Source organism: Candidatus Kirkpatrickella diaphorinae, from assembly GCF_025736875.1.
GTDB classification, from domain to species: domain Bacteria; phylum Pseudomonadota; class Alphaproteobacteria; order Acetobacterales; family Acetobacteraceae; genus Sorlinia; species Sorlinia diaphorinae.
This window is the reverse complement of the sequence record NZ_CP107052.1, coordinates 1370078-1387231: the sequence shown is the minus strand read 5'-3', so window position 1 is coordinate 1387231 and position 17154 is coordinate 1370078. Positions and strand designations below refer to the sequence as shown.

At 57.5% G+C, this 17154-nt stretch carries 14 protein-coding genes; 6 read left to right on the top strand and 8 right to left on the bottom strand.

Annotated features, from left to right (window positions below; all coding sequences use genetic code 11):
• Positions 1-52 precede the first annotated feature (52 nt).
• A complete protein-coding gene (locus N5W20_RS06140; RefSeq protein WP_319806286.1) occupies positions 53-784 on the top strand; it encodes an acid phosphatase in 732 nt (243 codons plus the stop codon).
• 106 nt (positions 785-890) lie between these two features.
• Here N5W20_RS06140 and cysC read toward each other — a convergent pair whose 3' ends face one another.
• The 6 genes from cysC to N5W20_RS06110 all read right to left on the bottom strand — a co-directional run bounded on the left by cysC (position 891) and on the right by N5W20_RS06110 (position 7403).
• Positions 891-2765, bottom strand: coding sequence for an adenylyl-sulfate kinase (cysC, locus tag N5W20_RS06135; RefSeq protein WP_319806285.1), 1875 nt, complete (start codon positions 2763-2765; stop codon positions 891-893).
• Positions 2766-2767: 2 nt separating this feature from the next.
• Positions 2768-3562, bottom strand: coding sequence for a sulfate adenylyltransferase subunit CysD (cysD, locus tag N5W20_RS06130; protein WP_319807851.1), 795 nt, complete (start codon positions 3560-3562; stop codon positions 2768-2770).
• 23 nt (positions 3563-3585) lie between these two features.
• A complete protein-coding gene (locus tag N5W20_RS06125) occupies positions 3586-4284 on the bottom strand; it encodes a phosphoadenylyl-sulfate reductase (protein ID WP_319806284.1) in 699 nt (232 codons plus the stop codon).
• 95 nt (positions 4285-4379) lie between these two features.
• Complete coding sequence (gene cysG, locus N5W20_RS06120) at positions 4380-5723, bottom strand: siroheme synthase CysG (RefSeq protein WP_408869439.1); 1344 nt, start codon at positions 5721-5723, stop codon at positions 4380-4382.
• Between the two features lie 203 nt (positions 5724-5926).
• Entirely contained in the window at positions 5927-6574 is a 648-nt protein-coding gene (locus N5W20_RS06115) for a cytosine permease (RefSeq protein WP_319806282.1), read from the bottom strand.
• A complete protein-coding gene (locus tag N5W20_RS06110; protein ID WP_319806281.1) occupies positions 6498-7403 on the bottom strand; it encodes a cytosine permease in 906 nt (301 codons plus the stop codon). The genes N5W20_RS06115 and N5W20_RS06110 overlap by 77 nt, the downstream gene beginning before the upstream one ends.
• Before the next feature lie 296 nt (positions 7404-7699).
• On the opposite strand from N5W20_RS06110, the gene puuE reads away from it, so the two are divergent.
• On the top strand, positions 7700-8605 hold the full coding sequence (puuE, locus tag N5W20_RS06105; RefSeq protein ID WP_319806280.1) for an allantoinase PuuE: 906 nt from the start codon (positions 7700-7702) through the stop codon (positions 8603-8605).
• 31 nt (positions 8606-8636) lie between these two features.
• On the opposite strand, the gene acs is transcribed toward puuE, so the two are convergent.
• A complete protein-coding gene (gene acs / locus N5W20_RS06100) occupies positions 8637-10547 on the bottom strand; it encodes an acetate--CoA ligase (protein ID WP_408869389.1) in 1911 nt (636 codons plus the stop codon).
• Between the two features lie 324 nt (positions 10548-10871).
• On the opposite strand from acs, the gene N5W20_RS06095 reads away from it, so the two are divergent.
• Positions 10872-11795, top strand: a complete 924-nt coding sequence (locus N5W20_RS06095) for an MBL fold metallo-hydrolase (protein ID WP_319806279.1) — start codon at positions 10872-10874, stop codon at positions 11793-11795.
• A gap of 36 nt (positions 11796-11831) precedes the next feature.
• Positions 11832-13424: a bifunctional protein tyrosine phosphatase family protein/NAD(P)/FAD-dependent oxidoreductase gene (locus N5W20_RS06090; RefSeq protein ID WP_319806278.1), complete on the top strand. Its 1593-nt coding sequence runs from the start codon at positions 11832-11834 to the stop codon at positions 13422-13424.
• An 81-nt stretch (positions 13425-13505) separates the two neighbouring features.
• Here N5W20_RS06090 and N5W20_RS06085 read toward each other — a convergent pair whose 3' ends face one another.
• Positions 13506-13823 (bottom strand): hypothetical protein, encoded by a 318-nt coding sequence (locus N5W20_RS06085; protein ID WP_319806277.1) that lies wholly within the window; start codon positions 13821-13823, stop codon positions 13506-13508.
• 243 nt (positions 13824-14066) lie between these two features.
• On the opposite strand from N5W20_RS06085, the gene N5W20_RS06080 reads away from it, so the two are divergent.
• On the top strand, positions 14067-15275 hold the full coding sequence (locus N5W20_RS06080) for a cupin domain-containing protein (RefSeq protein ID WP_319806276.1): 1209 nt from the start codon (positions 14067-14069) through the stop codon (positions 15273-15275).
• Between the two features lie 293 nt (positions 15276-15568).
• On the top strand, positions 15569-17077 hold the full coding sequence (gene exaC, locus N5W20_RS06075) for an acetaldehyde dehydrogenase ExaC (protein ID WP_319806275.1): 1509 nt from the start codon (positions 15569-15571) through the stop codon (positions 17075-17077).
• Positions 17078-17154 lie beyond the last annotated feature (77 nt).

The window sequence follows — 17154 nt, the reverse complement described above, 5'->3', positions numbered from 1 at the left end:
CCTGCTGTCGGCGTCGGCCATGACAGTTTTGGCCCTAGGGGTCAGTCAGCCTGTGAGCGCTGATACCGATATTATGTCGGATAATGCGCCGCCCAATGGTTACCTGATTATCCCGGCGCCACCTGCCCCGAAAACGGAGGCCCTCCGACGCGACCAGCAAATCTTCAGTGAGACGCGCAAATGGAAAGGCTCGCCGCGATGGGAACTGGCGACGATCGACGACGATTTCTCCCTTCCTGCTGTCATCACCGATTTCTCCTGCGCGCTCGGCTTCAGGCTTGACCTCACGAAAACGCCGAAGCTGAACAAATTGATGAATGACGTCATCGCGATTGAACAGCCGAGGACGGACGCGGTCAAAGAACGCTGGGCGCGCGTGCGGCCTTATGTCGGGCACGATGAAGCGCCTCTTTGCATCAAGGATCGTGCGACGAAAGACCATAACCGCTCCTACCCCTCGGGGCATACAGTGCGCGGTAATATCGTGGCCTTCGTGCTGTCCGTCATCATGCCGGAGCGGGCGGAGGAAATCCTCGCGCGGGGGCGCATTTACGGAGAAAGTCGCATTGTTTGCGGTGCGCATTGGTCGACAGATGTTGTGGCGGGTTACAGCCTTGCTGCGGGCCTTGCCCCGGCCATTTTGAGCCGACCCGAAATTCAGGCGCAGATCCCGGCGGTGCGGGAGGAGTTACTGGCGCTGAAGCAACATCTCAATGCGCCGGAACAGCGCGTCTGTGAATTGGAAAAAACCGGCAATGCGGTAGACCCTTTCCGAATCCCTTAATCGCGGGACGCGTGTGATGTGAAATTGGCTTCCTCTCACACGCGCCCTTTCCGGCTCTGCGCCAGTCGCATCGGCGAATGATTTATCGCCGGTGCGGGGCGCAGGGTCAGACCTTGGTTTGGATATAATCGATGAAAGTCTCGGCGGCGCGTTCCGGGCCGGAATCCGAGGAAAGCGTCAATGATGGATCATCCGAGATTTCAAACGGCGCATCGACACCGGTGAAATGTGCGATCTTCCCGGCGCGGGCGGCGGCATAAAGCCCCTTCGGGTCACGTGATTCACAAATATCGGCCGACGTATCGACGAAAATTTCCGAGAAAGCTTTGCCGATAATCCCCGCAGCGAGGGCGCGATCGGATTTCATGGGCGTGACAAGCGCCACCAATACGATGTGACCCGCCTCCGCGAACATGCGCGCGACATGGGCCGTCCGGCGGATATTCTCCCGACGATCCTCCTGCGAAAAACCGAGATCGCTATTGAGTCCGGCACGCAGACTGTCACCATCAAGAACAACGCAACGCTGCCCGTCCCGGAATAAGCGGGCCTCGACTTCCCGCGCGATTGTGCTTTTACCCGCGGCGGGGCGACCGAAAAGCCAGAAAACATGTCCCCGACGCTCTCCCGCGGCGCGTCGCGCTTCGGAGGAAATCACGCTTTCCGTCGGGTGGATCGTATGAGAGGGTTCCGAAATTTCCGCCGCACCGATCAGGGGTGCGCCGCCGACAATCTGCTGATATTGGTCGACCAGCACGCCACGCCCATCATTCAGGCCGGGCGTGAAAATGTCGAAGAGCACCGCATGGGCGGTTGTCAGAATAATGGTCGCAAAGCCTTCAGGCCCGACCATATCGGCCTTCTGAAGGGTCATATCCTCAAGATTGACGACAGAATCAATGGAGGCGACCGTCACTGGATATTCGGCAGGCCCGAGGCGCAATGACAGGCGCTCACCGCGTTTGAGGCCCTCCTGACGCAGCCAGAAGACACGGGCCTGGATCCGTGCTGACCGGACCGGGCGCGGCATGTCTTCATCCGGGTTGAACAGCAGATCTCCGCGATCCGGCACGATATCCGGCTCCAGGCGCAACGCGATGGATTCCCCAGGCCCGGCAACGGGCAGGGCTGGTGCGTGCCAGCGCGCGATTTCAGTGACACGGGCGGTCTGGCCCTGCGTACCGATAGAGATGGATGCCCCTTCGCGGATGATGCCGCGATCAACGCGACCGACAACATATCGCGTCTCGTCAAAGCGATAAACATCCTGCACCACCATGCGAAAGCCCAGGCGCGCACGCGGTGCGGGTGGGGGGACATCGGCCAGAGCCTGCACCAGGGTCGGGCCTTTATACCACGGGCTGCGATCAGATGGTGCCGCTATATTATCCCCATCCCGCGCAGAGGCCGGGATGACGGCATCGACGGACACATTCAACTGCGCCAGAAGCGCACGGATCGCCTGTTCAGCCGCTTCAAGGCGCGCGGCATCAAATGCAAGCACATCCGCCTTATTCATCAGAACAATCACATGTCGGATACCAATCAGATGCAGCAACATGGCATGGCGACGCGTCTGCTCCTGCGCGCCTTCCGCTGCGTCGACAACGAGAACGGCGGCTTCAGCATCCGCCGCGCCGGTGATCATATTGCGTAGGAATTGCCGGTGGCCGGGCGCGTCCACAATGACAAAATCGCGCCCCTTGAACTGGAATGGAATACGCGTTGAATCGACTGTGACACCCTGGTCGCGCTCAATCTGAAGGGAGTCGAGAAGGAAGCTCCACTCAACGGGCCGCCCGCGTTTCTGGCTGCTTTCGACAATCTGCCCGAGCCTACCTTCCGGGAGGCTGTCAGTATCATGCAGAAGCCGCCCGATCAGGGTGGATTTGCCGTGATCAACATGGCCGACGATCACAATGGGCGTCGCCGCATTACGGGCTGTGCTTTCCGCGGGGTGAGGCGCTGTCATCATTGTCATTTTTAGAGATACCCTGCGACGCGGAGGCGTTCAAACGCGTCCTCTGACTCGTGATCCATCGCGCGGCCTGCACGCTCGGATGTCCGGCTTGACCGGAGTTCGGCAATGATGTCCTCAAGCGTGGCAGCATCACTTTCAACCGGGCTGGTGATGTCCTGATCACCGAGAGAACGGTAACGCCGGCCATTTTTTGAGAAATACAGATCGACCACCGGGATGTTCTCCCGCTGGATATAACGCCAGATATCGATCTCACGCCAGGAGAGGAGCGGATGCACACGTATATGCATGCCCGCTTCATGCGGCGTGGCATATTGATCCCAGAATTCAGGCGGTTGGTTGCGGACATCCCATTGATGCCCGGCGCCCCGAGGGCTGAACACGCGCTCTTTGGCGCGGGTAGCCTGCTCATCCCGGCGGATACCGGCAATGACACCGCGGAATTTCTGCTCTTCAATCAAAGCGGCGAGACCTGCCGTTTTCCGCGCGGCGGAGCGTGCTGCCGGGGGCAGGCTCGGATCGATTTCCTCGACAGGCGGGCAGTCTCTGACAACCAGATCGAGATTCCATTTTTTGGCGTATTCATCCCGGAAAGCATACATTTCGGGAAATTTCTTGCCCGTATCGACATGAAGCGCGGGGAAAGGCACGCGACCCATGAAGGCCTTGCGCGCCAGCCAGATCATCACATTACTGTCTTTGCCCAGGGACCATAACATACCCAGCGGGCGTAATTTGCGATAAGCCTCGCGCAGGATGAAAATGCTCTGCGCCTCTAATTGGTCGAGATCATCCAGTGCGCGCGGCGCCATGTCAGAAGTCATACGGTGCTCCGGTCTGCGGGGGTGAGGTGGATGCCGCATTCTGTTTTGACATGCCCGGCCCAGCGGCCTGCGCGCGGGTCTTCATCCGGGCGGACAGCGCGCGTGCAGGGCGCGCAGCCGATGGAGGCAAAACCAAATCCGGTCAAAGGGTGTCGCGGCAGATTGCGTCGACGGATTTCCTGCTCAATATCCGCGCGGGACCAGTCACTGAGCGGATTGATGCGCGCCCGACCATCCGATTGGGGTTCAACAATCTCCATATCGCTGCGTGTCGCGGCCTGGCCGCGTTTGCGCCCCGTCACCCACGCATCATAAAGGGAAAGCGTGTCAAAAAGCGGTTCCGTCTTGCGCAGGGCGCAGCACGCGTCAGGGTCGAAAGCAGCCAATTGATCCTGCGGGTCACGCTGGGCCAGCATCTCTGACCGGGGCATCACATCATGCACATTCTGCAGGCCGAGATGCGCGACCAATTCATCGCGATAACGCAGCGTCTCCGGGAAGTGGCGCAGCGTGTTGAGGAAGAGGACCGGCGTTGACGGGTCAATTTCCGCGACCATACTGAGGAGAAGGGCGGACTCCGCGCCGAAAGACGACGTCACCGCCAGGCGGCCGCGCAGCATCCTGATCGCCGTTTCAAGCACGGTATCATTCGGAACTTCCCGCAATGCGGAAATTTCTTCGAGAGAGAGTGGCATGGCCGCCTCATTAGAATTTATAAACTTTATGTAAGCAAAAGCTAATCACTCATGACAAAACGTTCAATAGGTAAAATGCATCAAATAACGGCTTCTTATCGTTGAATAGGCCGCAATTTCACGACTTCACCGATGATTGTCATGGTGGGTGAGGCAATCCCGTTTTGTGTCACGATTTCGGGAAGCGCTTCAAGCGTCGTGATGAAGACGCGCTGCGATTCCCAGGTTCCCTTCTCGATAATAGCGGCTGGCCAGTCCGGCGGTAACCCATGTTCCACAAGTTTCCGTGCCAGCGTGGCGAGGGGGGTCAGGCCCATATAGATGGCGAGGGTCTGGCCCTTTCTGGCAAGTGCGGCCCAATCCAACGCGAGTTCCTGCCCTGATTTGGCGTGACCCGTGACAAAAATGCAGCTTTGCGCATAGTCGCGATGTGTCAGGGGGATACCGGCGGAAGCGCCGCAACCATTTGCCGCGGTAATGCCCGGTATGATGCGCACGGGGATGTCCTGCCGCATCAAAGCATCCATTTCCTCCCCACCGCGCCCGAAGATAAATGGATCACCCCCCTTGAGCCGCAGGACGCGCAGGCCCTGACGTGCCTTCTCCGCGAGGATCTGCGTGATCTCCGTTTGCGGCAAAGTGTGGTGACTGCGTTTTTTACCTACAAAAATACGCTCGGCATCGCGGCGGAGGCGGTCAAGAATGGCATCGGGAATCAGTTGGTCATAGAGGACGCAATCGGCATTCTGCATGGCGTTCAGGGCGGCAAGTGTCAGGAGGTCCGGGTCACCCGGGCCGGCACCGACAAGCCACACCTCACCCATTTTGCCTGTCCCGGCGGTCTCTTCAGCAACAGAATTTTCGAGCGCCAACCGGGCGGTTTCTGCATCGTCTTTTTCCGCTGCGACGCGCCCGCCGGAATCGAGAAAGCGCTCCCACGCATGGCGGCGCTGCGTGATGTCGGGCAGGGCATCGCGTATCCAGCCGCGCTGGCGTTTCATAAATTGCGCGAGGCGCGCGACACCGTGGGGGAGACTCGCTTCAATCTGCGTGCGCAGCCGCCGCGCCAGAACCGGGGCGGCCCCCCCGGAGATAATCGCGACCTGAATGGGGGACCGGTCAATAATGGCGGGTGTGATGAAGCTGGAGGGCGGTATGTCATCCACCACGCAACAGGGCACGCGGCAGTCACTCGCCCATGCGGCAAGCTGCCGGTTGTAAGCCGCATCCTCCGTCGCGATGAAGATCAGCCGCGCTTCTCTCAGGCAGGCACGGATGGACGTTTCATCTCTTTCCTCACCCGCAAGGCGAATTCGTCCTTCCTCAATGTGAGCGCGGAGTTCCGGGAGAGGGTTGGTGGAAAAAATCCGAATATCCCGGGCGCGTGAAACGAGGAGGCGCGTTTTATTGGCGGCGGCTATGCCGCTACCGACCACCATGCACGGCGCATCATCGACGCGCAGCGCCACGGGCAGATATTGGGGTCCGTCAAAATCCGAATGCAACTGTGCCTATATCCTGTCTGTATCTTCTGACGGGTAAAATCACGTCAGAACCAATGCGGACACAGATAGGATGGATGGGCACGATAAAAAAGGCGCTTCAGCAACAAAGCTTGGTGGGGCGGCTTTCGAAGCCAGCCTTACTCCGTCACATATTCCCGTTGTTCATGCCTGACGCGCGGGGCATTTGGCAGAAAACGACGCTTATCGATTGAACCCCCCTGGGAAAAAACAAGGTAAAGGGTGAAGCTGACACCGCACCCGACAAACCAGGATAATTTATTGAGCAGGGCGAGGGACGGCACAAAGGCACCGATGACGGCGAGGAACCCGCCAATGAGGAAGGCCAGTATGGCCGCAACGCCCCAGCCATGCAGCCCTTCATAAAGGCCGTGACGTCGGTAAAGATCGGGCAGGGAGAGAAGCTGGCGTCTTCTGACGAAGTAATCCGCCAGCATCACCCCGGTCACCGGCCCGAGAAGCCCGCTGATGATGTTGAGCAGCGCAAACACACTCGTGGCCTGAGTGAACCAGAGCCAGGGCATGAAAGTGAGGCCCAGAAAAAGGACGAGATAGGCGCTTCGGTGGAAGTCGAGCCGACGCGGCATAAGATTGATGAGGTCGTAGCAGGCGGGCATGATATTGGCGACGACATTGACGGATAATGTTGCGATGACAATCGTTGCGCCGCCTAACAGGGTGACTGTCGTGTTATTCAGTGCGAGGAGCAGATCGACCGGGTTCCAGATCGCATGGCCAAAAACAATGACCGTTGCGGAGGTCGTCACAATCGCCATCGGGGTAAAAAATCAGCGCTGTCACAGGCAGGCCGATTAACTGCCCGATGACCTGATCACGCTGGGATCGCACAAGGCGGGAGAGATCGGGCACATTGACGGCGAATGATGCCCACATCCCGATAATGCCGGTGACGCCCCCCGCAAATGTGGCGGCAAAAGCCCAGCCATGAAGATGTGAAGGCAGGGCGAAGAGCGGGCCGATGCCATGCCCGACCGATAACCCCCAGATGGCCGCGCCCGCACCCATGATGATGACGAGCGGGCCCGCCACCAGCTCAAACCGCCCGATGCTTTTTATGCCGTGATTCATGATCCAGCCATGTAGCGCCCAGATCAACGCCAAAGCGCACCATCCATGCATTGTCATGCCGAGCCACGTCATGGAGAGCGTCTTCCATACGGGCCAGATTGTCATCAGAATGGCGTCGACCGCCTGTGACGCGGCATAAGCCTGCACGGAAAACCAGAAGATGGCGCAGAAGCCGCGCAATATGACCGGTAATTGCGCGCCGACCGGGCCGAAGGCACTGCGGATCAGGACGCAGAAAGGCAGGCCATAACGTGTGCCGGAGACGGCATTCAGGCACATGGCGATAAACAGCACCGCATAGGCGACCGCCACGACTTCCAGACATTCCACCGCTGAAAATCCAAGCGCCATCAAGCCCGCAGCGGCCTCGTAAACGACGATATTGTGCACCATGCCCATCCAGATCGTGGCAAGATTCAGCCAGTTCCACGGGCGTCTGTTCTGCGGGACAGGTGCGAGATCTTCATTATAGAGATGCGGGTCGGGCGCGAGGGGAAGTGTCGTCAAAATCTTTCCTCCGGCAGGTCGCGTCGGGTTGAAGAGCCTCCCCGCACTGGGGGGCAGGGCGCAGGTGGCACATCACGATGCATGCAGGCTTGATGCTGGCACAGAATCTCATTTCGAAAAAGAAATAATATGGCAAATTCAATGACGATGTTTTAATTTACCGTTCCGAGCGAGAAATGAGTGTGTCCTTATGAAAGACATACGCCTGATCCGCGCGAAAAATTTCGGATTCTGCCGCATTTCCGTGAGCAGGCTTCGACCGACAGTCAAGAAAACAGAAAGATGGTGGCCGCATCATGCCCGACGACTTGCAGGAATATTGTCGAGACCTTACAGGTTATGGCGCCAGACCGCTTGATCCGCATTGGCCTGGGGGCGCCCGCACGGCGGTGCAGTTTGTCATCAATTATGAGGAGGGCGCGGAAAATGCCATCCTCCATGGGGACAGCCAGGCCGAAGCGTTTCTCTCTGAGCTCGTCGGGGCGAAAAACATCCCGGGGATGCGCAATATGCAGATGGAGAGCGTCTATGAATATGGCGCGCGAGCCGGGTTCTGGCGGCTTCATCGCATTTTCACGGATGCAGCCGCACCGGTCACGATTTTCGGGGTTGCTATGGCTTTGGCGCGCCACCGGGAAGCCGTTGCGGCCATGCGTGAAGCCACGTGGGAGATTGCCTCACATGGTTATCGATGGATCGATTATCAGAATGTGCCGGAAAGCCTCGAACGTGAGCATCTGCGCGCGGCGATACGCATCCATACGGAAGTGACAGGCGCCGCGCCGGAGGGGTGGTATCAGGGCCGCACCAGCCCGAATACAGCGCGCCTCGTAGCGGAGGAAGGTTGCTTCACTTATGACGCCGATTCCTATGCGGATGACCTGCCATATTATGATTACCGTCACGGACGGGCACAATTGATCGTGCCTTATAGTTTCGACACGAATGACATGAAGTTTGTCGGATATAATGGCTTTACGGAAGGGGCGCAGTTTTACCGCTATCTGCGCGACAGTTTCGAGATGCTGCATCAGGAAGGCGGGAGAATGATGTCAGTCGGACTCCATTGCCGCATCGCAGGTCGCCCCGGGCGGGCGCTGGCCGTCCGGCAATTTTTGGATGACCTCAAATCGCGATCAGATGTCTGGATCGCGCGTCGCATTGATATCGCCCATCACTGGCTGAAAAATTTCCCGCCGTGACGGGCGCGCTGTGCGCGAGGGACGCATCGCGTCACATGGGCGTTGCGTCAAGGAGACGTTCAATGCAGTCCGGGTCACTCAATGTGGATAAGTCGCCAAACCCCTCTTTCTCGCCACTTGCAATTTTCCGGAGGAGGCGGCGGACATTTTTGCCGGAACGTGTTTTGGGCAGATCATCCACGACATAAATATGTTCCGGCACCGCGTAGCGCCCGATCCGACGTGAGACGATCTGGCGTGCATGTTCCGGCAGCATGTCGGCCCGCGTTGCATTTTTCGGCACGATGAACACCACGACGGCCTGGCCTTTCAGGGAATGGGGTATCCCGATGGCGGCACATTCCGCAATATCGCGATCATCCGCCAGTACATCCTCAATTTCCGCTGAACCAATGCGATGGCCGGAAACATTGATCACGTCATCAACACGACCGGTAATCCAGTAATGGCCATTTCCGTCGCGTCGCGCCCCATCGCCGGTGAAATAATATCCGGGATAGGGGGCCAGATAGATTTTCTGGAATAATTCATCATTTCTCCAGATGGAAAGCGCGCGTCCGGGCCACGGGCGACGCATACACAGGACGCCCTCAGCCTCATTTTCGCATTCCTGACCATCCGGGCCCAGCAACACAGCGTCAATACCGGGCAGTGGCAAGGTGGCGGCGCTTGGTTCACCCTCGATGATGCCGGGGACGGGGGAGATCATGATGCCCCCTGTTTCCGTCTGCCACCATGTATCCACGAGATGGCATCGATTGCGGCCAATGACCCGGTAAAACCACTCCCATGCCTCCCGGCTGATCGGTTCTCCGACGGAACCCAGCACGCGCAAAGAGTTTAGATCGGACGCACCCGGCACGTCATCACCCTCCCGCATCAGGGCGCGGATCGCGGTGGGGGAAGTGTAAAAACTCGTGACGCGATATTTCTCAATCACGCGCCACCATTGGCCGGGGTCGGGGTAGGAGGGCATACCCTCATAAATCAGGATTGTCCCGCCATTACATAGCGGCCCGTAGGCCACGTAACTATGCCCGGTAATCCAGCCAAGATCAGCCGTGCACCAGAAGACATCACCCTCACGATGGTCAAAAACCACATTCTGGGTGAAGCTTGCCCAGGTGAGGTAACCGCCCGTGCCGTGCACGATGCCTTTCGGCTTGCCCGTACTCCCGGAAGTGTAAAGCAGAAAAAGGGGGTCATTCGCATCGCGCGTGACGCAGGGAAGCGTATCCGGCGCTGCGGTGATGAGGGGGGCAAGGAGATGGTCGCGCCCTTCCTGCATCGGCACGTCCTCATGCGTTACAGACATGACGAGGATCGTCTCGACCTGGTCGGGTGAAAGATGCGTCAACGCCGCATCGATCGTTTTCTTGAACGGGACCCGCTTCGGCCCGCGTCGACCGACATCGGCGGTGATGATAAGTTTGGCATCCGCATCTGCAATGCGGTCAGCGATGGCTTCAGCGGAGAAACCGCCAAAAAGCACTACATGTATCGCCCCGATCCGCGCACAGGCGAGCATTGCGATCACGCCCTCTGCAATGGCAGGGAGATGAATCGCCACGCGATCACCCTCTTTCACGCCGCATTGCAGAAGGACGTTCGCCATGCGGCAAACTTCCTGATGAAGTGCGCGGTAAGTCAGTTCCCGCTTTTCATCGGCCGCCTCTCCCTGCCAGATCAAAGCCAGCTGGTCACCGCGCATCTCAAGATGGCGATCCACGGCATTATAGCAGGCATTCAGCTTCCCACCTTCGAACCAGAGCCCGGAAGTATTTAAAGCCTGAGTTGGCGCGGTGAACCATGACAGGCGCATGGCAAGATCCATCCAGTGCGCGTCCGGGTTCAGCGCCGCTTTCTGTTGCATCTCATGCCATCGAAAAATCGGGGGCAGGTGCTCAGGCGCTTCGTGATTATGTGCCGCGTTGGATGTCATTCATGAAGCCCTTAATAATATGGGAAGCCCAGCAATCCTGATTTGAAATAAACCGTCCGGAACGCGCATGATGCGGCACGTCATGCCTGCATCCCCATCCAGCGGACCCTGATCCTTGCAATATTGCGCGGGCCCTGTCCACTCGCGCCCGGCGGGCGTTCCATGCCAACGCATGCAATGCGTGCCGTTTCCTTGTTTAAACTGCGCAAAGTAAAGCAAAGTCGCGCGGCGGTCATGCACCGTCAAACCGTTCAAGTTTCTGTCATTGTGCCACGATGAATGATATGAAAGAGTTTCTTTCAGGGCCTCACGGGAAGGCGTGTGATGACGGACGATCCTCTTCGTAACGCGGCAGAAATCATCGAGAAATCGACTGAGAAGGATGCGATTCCCTCTGTAAAAAGCTTCTTTGATGAGGCGACCTTCACAGCGAGCCACGTTGTTTATGACCCGGCAACGCGTGAAGCAGCGATTATCGACTCCGTCATGGATTATGACCCCGCATCCGGTCGCACGGGGGAGGCGAGCGCCCGGAAGATCATGGAATTCATCCAGGCTGAGAGCCTCAATGTGGTTTGGCAGCTTGAGACCCACGCCCATGCCGACCATCTTTCAGCCGCCCCATGGTTGCAGGAGAAACTGGGCGGCAAGCTGGCGATCGGGGCGCACATCATTGACGTGCAGAATGTGTTCGGGAAAATCTTCAATGCGGGCACCGACTTCGCCCGTGATGGCTCCCAATTCGATCATTTATTTGCGGATGGGGAAAAATTCCGCGTCGGGAAGCTGGAGGCGGTGGCGCTTCATGTGCCCGGTCATACGCCGGCGGATATGGCGTATGTGATCGGCAATGTCGCTTTTATCGGGGACACGTTGTTCATGCCGGATTTCGGCACGGCGCGCGCCGATTTCCCCGGTGGCGATGCGCGGCAGCTTTTCCACTCAATCCGGCGCCTTCTTTCCCTCCCGCGTGAGACGCGGCTTTATTTGTGCCATGATTATAAAGCGCCGGGACGGGACACATATTGTTTCGTCACGACAGTCGGGGCGGAGCGGGACGGGAATATCCATGTGCATGATGGTGTTTCAGAAGCAGCCTTTATCAAAATGCGCCAGGAGCGGGACACGCATCTCGCCATGCCCAACCTTCTCATGCCGTCCGTGCAGGTCAATATGCGCGGGGGTCATCTTCCGGAAGCGGAGGATGATGGGGTAAGTTACATCAAGATTCCGGTCAATCGCCTCTGAGGCGAAGTCAACCCGGCCAGGAAGCAGGAGAATAATATGAGCGTGGAACCACTATCCGCCGACTTCACCGCCGCGGGACAGGTCACAGTGGATGACATGCCGCGACTCGTCAAAGAGGGCTATACCGCCATCCTCTGCCTGCGACCGGATGATGAAGAGCCGGAACAGCCAAAAGCGGCTGAGATCGCCGCGGCTGCCGAGGCGGCTGGTTTGCAGTTCGGCCTCATGCCCATGCGGTCAAGTGAGCGACCGGATGAGGAAATGTTGCGGCGGCTGCAGAACATCATCAATGACCTCAAAGGCGACGACGCGAAGGCCCGCATCTACGCTTATTGTCGCTCCGGCGGGCGGGTGCGCATCGCGTATGACCTGTTACGCGCGCTTCCCGATCGCAAGCATGTGGCGGCCCATAAATTTGATGTGGTCATTGTAGGGGGTGGCTCCGGTGGGATCGCCACCGCGGCGAGCCTGATTAAAAGACGGCCGGATTTGACCATTGCGGTGATTGAACCGGCAGCTGCGCATTATTACCAGCCAGCCTGGACACTCGTCGGTGGCGGGGCTTTCAGCAAGCACGCCACAAGGCGCACAGAAGCTTCCGTCATGCCGAAAGATGTGAACTGGGTGCATCATGCGGTTGCGGCATTCCATCCTGAAAATGACATGATCCTGCTCGAAGATGAAACGGAAATCTCCTATAAGGCGCTGGTGGTCGCCACGGGCGTCACGCTGAACTTTGACGCAATCCCGGGACTTGAGGAGACGTTGGGCAAAAACGGCGTGACCTCGAATTACCGTTATGATCTTGCGCCTTATACGTGGGAGCTGGTGCAGGGACTCAAAACGGGCAAAGCGATTTTCACCCAGCCGCCCGCGCCGTTTAAATGTGCCGGGGCACCTCAGAAAGCTGTCTATCTGTCCTGTGATGCGTGGGCGAAACGCCGTGTTAATGACGCGATCTCGGTCGAGTTTGACGTGGCGGGGCCGGCTTTGTTCGGGGTGAAAGATTTTGTCCCCGTGCTCATGTCTTATATCCAACGATATAAGGTCGATTTACAGCTTAACTCGAAGCTTGTGCATGTTGATGGCGAAGCGAAGACCGCGACGTTTGAGCGTCAGGCGGGTGGCAAGACGGAAATCGTCACGCGGCAATTTGACATGCTCCATGTTGTGCCGCCCCAATCAGCCCCGAAAATCGTTCGGGAAAGCGCGCTTGCCAATGCGGAAGGTTATCTAGCGGTTGATCCGGAGACATTGCAGCACATCACCTTCAAAAATGTTTTCGGTGTGGGGGATGTGATCGGGACATCCAACGCCAAAACAGCTGCCGCCGCGCGGAAACAGGCCCCAATTATCGCAGAGAACCTTTTGGCGATGATGGATTCCCGCGAACTACCCTATGCTTATGATGGTTATGGCGGCTGCCCGCTCACCGTCGAAAACGGTAAGGTCGTCCTTGCGGAGTTCGGTTACGGTGGCAAATTAATGCCAAGCTTCCCGAAATGGATCATTAATGGCTTCAAACCGTCCCGCGTCTCCTGGACCCTGAAAAAATTCGGCCTGCCCTTTATTTACTGGAATGCGATGCTCAAAGGTCGGGAAATCATGCTCGGGCTGAAACGCCGTTAGGCGACCTGTCGCTTCCCTTGCGCGATTTTGACAATAATGTCGGCCCATCAGCACCGTCGGAAATCAATGTCCGACGGTCACTCAGCGCGTCTGCGTCGTCTGATGATAAGCGGGTGGCGACTGGTTCTGACTGCCGGAGAAAAAATTCAGCGCATTCATCGGATTGATGTTAAGGGCATAGGCTACGGCGACGACAATGATGATACCGACAATGCCGATCCTGCCTTTGGCATTTGACAATGTCGTCAGCAAGCCGGGCGCACCCTGATTGTTGTAGCCTGCGTTATTGTTGCCCTGCTTGAAGAAATTACCAAACACACTTGAGTCGTGGTTCTGGGTAGGCGCGTCAGGATTTTCCGTTTTCGGCGGCGTGTCCTGATTGGGAAGCTGATCCGTCATGTAAAACTCCTCGTTAACGATGTTCTCCGTCAACGCGACAGGGCTCGACCCGTTTCAAAATGCTGGATTTTCAGCCCTTCTCCGAGCTGACTTCCGGGGTGGTTACCGGTTTTAAGCCTTAACGATTGAACGCCATTTGACGGTGACGCCCAGTTGTGAGAAGTCGGAAGATCAGGCGCGCATCATGAATCGCGTCGCATCGCTCAGGGCCAAGCTTTTTCCGGGGAAGAGAAGGTCGAAGAAATGAGTCGTTTCCAACGTCGTGGCTTCCTCTCAATTGCAGGTTTGGCGGGTCTGGGCGGCGTCGCACAGGCCATGCCCCTCGGCGCACCACATTCCGGCAAGGAAAATGGACGCAAATCGGCCGGCACTGCGCCCGGTCTGTCCAAGGCACATGCGCCACCCGTGCAGCAAAACCCGCATGGCGCCGCCATCCCCGATTTTGTCGCGTCTCTCAATCGCGCTGAGATGCATAAGGTCGATGGCGGATGGGCGCGGGAGCTTAATCACGCGCAATTTCACGCCCTTAAAGACCTCGCTGTCGTCAATATGGGGCTTGAGGTCGGGTGTATGCGCGAGATGTTCTGGCGTCAGCAGGCAGAGTGGGGCTACGTCGTCTCAGGCAAATGCCGCATCATGTCGCTGGATGAGCAGGGGCGCTCCTCCGTTGATGATGTCGGGGCGGGTGACATATGGTCGGTCCCTGCCGGGACGCCGCACAGCATCATCGGGCTTGCCCCGACCGGTGCGGAGATCCTGATGTTTCTGGATGATGCGGACGGCTCGGAATTCCATACAAATTCGATCTCAGCCTGGATGGCCGCGACACCGCCCGAATTGCTGGAGAAAAACTTCAACACGCCACAACAGGTCTTTATCGCGTCAAAAAAAGAACCGCGCTGGATCAGCCGCCTCTCCAAACCCGGAGATCTCGATACGGCACGTAAAAATGCGCGGATCAGGCCGGGTGCGGAGAAAATTGTCTATCTCTTCTCCCGTTCCAATTTTTATGCGCGCGCGGCGGGCGGTTACATGCAGGTCGTTGATCCGACAAGTTTCCCCGCCAGTCGGCCATTTTCAGCCGCGAGCGACGTCATTCACGTCAATGGCATGCGTGAGATGCACTGGCACCCCCATGCGGCAGAATTCGGCATTGTGCTGTCCGGCACGGCGGAACTGACCGTCATGTGCACGGACGGGCATCAGAAGACGGCGCGTCTTGATAAAAACGATGTCTGGAATATTCCGCGGGGACAGGGTCATTGCATCGTCAATCGCGGTGCAGAGGACCTGCATGTCCTGACCGTTTATAAGGCCGATCGATATGCCGGTTACGGCCTGTCTGACTGGTTGACGCATGTGCCGGTGGAAGTCACGGCGGAGACGCTTGGCCTTCCCGTTGATGTGATCGACCATTTCCCCATGGCGCGAAAGGGCTTCATGCCGCGTTGAGGCATGATGGGATGATCCGACCTGGCGCCAAAGCCCGAACGTTCGGGGAATCTCACATATATGTCAGGGCGCGGCGCAATTCCCGCCGCGCTATGACATGTCGGATATGCTGACAAAGATTAACAAAATATGAAAAATATTGACGCGCGCGGTTGTTTTTAACTTTTGAACTATGATCTATGAACGGAAAATAAATTTTTAAGATGTCTTTGCGTCATCGGGGTGGCTTATCCGCATGACGCCAGCCTCGAAGGACATCCCTGTTATATTTTAAGATAAGAAGGCTATTTGATATGTCCTCTGCTTTTCCCGCCAAAACGCCTTTCAAGGCGCGTTATGAGAATTTTATCGGCGGAAAATGGGTCCCGCCGGTCAATGGCGCTTACATGACCAACCGCTCCCCCGTCGATGGCCGTGTCCTTTGTGAAGTGCCGCATTCATCCGATGCGGATGTTGAACTGGCGCTTGATGCGGCCCATGCGGCGCGCGCGTCATGGGGCCGGACATCCACCACGGACCGCTCCCGCATTCTGCTGAAAATCGCCGATAAAATGGAGGCGAATCTCGACCTCATCGCGCAGGCGGAAACGTGGGATAACGGTAAGCCCATCCGTGAAACGACCAATGCCGACATCCCGCTGGCGATTGACCATTTCCGTTATTTTGCGGGCTGCATCCGCGCGCAGGAAGGCGGCATCAGCGAGATCGATGAAACGACGTACGCCTATCATTATCATGAGCCTCTCGGTGTGGTCGGGCAGATCATCCCCTGGAATTTTCCGATCCTCATGGCCGCCTGGAAGATCGCGCCCGCGCTCGCCGCAGGGAACACGATTGTCCTGAAACCGGCCGAAACGACGCCCGCCAGCCTTCTCGTGGTAATGGATCTCATCGCGGATATCCTGCCCCCCGGCACGCTGAACATTGTGAATGGTCTGGGCAAAGAAGTCGGTTCAGCTCTGGCTGGTAATAAGCGCATTGCGAAAATTGCCTTCACAGGGTCAACGGCGGTTGGCCAGCGCATCGCGCATCAGGCGGCGGAAAACATCATTCCCGCAACGCTGGAGCTGGGTGGCAAATCGCCCAATATCTTCTTTGCCGATATTATGGATAAAGATGACGCTTATTTTGATAAGGCCCTCGAAGGCTTTACAATGTTCGCGCTCAATCAGGGTCAGATCTGCTCCTGCCCCAGCCGTGCCCTCGTGCAGGAATCCATCTTCGATGCCTTTATGGAACGGGCGATCAAGCGCGTCAAAGCCATCAAGCAGGGCAATCCGTTTGATCACGCGACGATGATAGGTGCCCAGAATTCCACCATGCAGCAGGAGAAAATTCTCTCTTACATCAAGATCGGTCGTGAGGAAGGCGCTGAACTCTTGACGGGTGGCGACGCCGCCAAGTTAGGCAACGGGCTGGATAACGGTTTTTACATCCAGCCGACGGTCTTCAAAGGCCATAATAAGATGCGGATCTTCCAGGAGGAGATTTTCGGCCCCGTCCTCGCCGTGACGACGTTCAAAACGGAAGAGGAAGCACTCGCTATCGCCAATGACACGGAATATGGTCTCGGTGCTGGCGTGTGGAGCCGTAACGCGAATACATGCTTCCGCATGGGGCGTGGCATTCAGTCCGGTCGCGTCTGGGTCAATTGCTATCACGCTTATCCCGCCCATTCTGCTTTTGGCGGATATAAGAAGTCGGGCATCGGACGTGAGACGCATAAAATGATCCTCGACCACTACCAGCAAACGAAAAACATGCTGGTCAGCTACAGCGAGGATAAAGTCGGTTTCTTCTGAGAAACAGTCGGAAGGGCAGGGGTGACCCTGCCTGACCTTGCAAAAAGGGCGCCCATTATGTGGCGCCCTTTTTTATG

Excerpts from the sequence above, each read along its gene's own strand:
- puuE (WP_319806280.1), top strand. The coding sequence starts at position 7,700 with ATGCCCGACGACTTGCAGGAATATTGTCGAGACCTTACAGGTTATGGC.
- exaC (WP_319806275.1), top strand. The coding sequence starts at position 15,569 with ATGTCCTCTGCTTTTCCCGCCAAAACGCCTTTCAAGGCGCGTTATGAG.
- N5W20_RS06080 (WP_319806276.1), top strand. The coding sequence starts at position 14,067 with ATGAGTCGTTTCCAACGTCGTGGCTTCCTCTCAATTGCAGGTTTGGCG.
- N5W20_RS06085 (WP_319806277.1), bottom strand. The coding sequence starts at position 13,823 with ATGACGGATCAGCTTCCCAATCAGGACACGCCGCCGAAAACGGAAAAT.
- acs (WP_408869389.1), bottom strand. The coding sequence starts at position 10,547 with ATGACATCCAACGCGGCACATAATCACGAAGCGCCTGAGCACCTGCCC.
- N5W20_RS06125 (WP_319806284.1), bottom strand. The coding sequence starts at position 4,284 with ATGCCACTCTCTCTCGAAGAAATTTCCGCATTGCGGGAAGTTCCGAAT.
- cysG (WP_408869439.1), bottom strand. The coding sequence starts at position 5,723 with ATGGTGGTCGGTAGCGGCATAGCCGCCGCCAATAAAACGCGCCTCCTC.
- N5W20_RS06090 (WP_319806278.1), top strand. The coding sequence starts at position 11,832 with ATGAGCGTGGAACCACTATCCGCCGACTTCACCGCCGCGGGACAGGTC.
- cysC (WP_319806285.1), bottom strand. The coding sequence starts at position 2,765 with ATGACAATGATGACAGCGCCTCACCCCGCGGAAAGCACAGCCCGTAAT.
- N5W20_RS06095 (WP_319806279.1), top strand. The coding sequence starts at position 10,872 with ATGACGGACGATCCTCTTCGTAACGCGGCAGAAATCATCGAGAAATCG.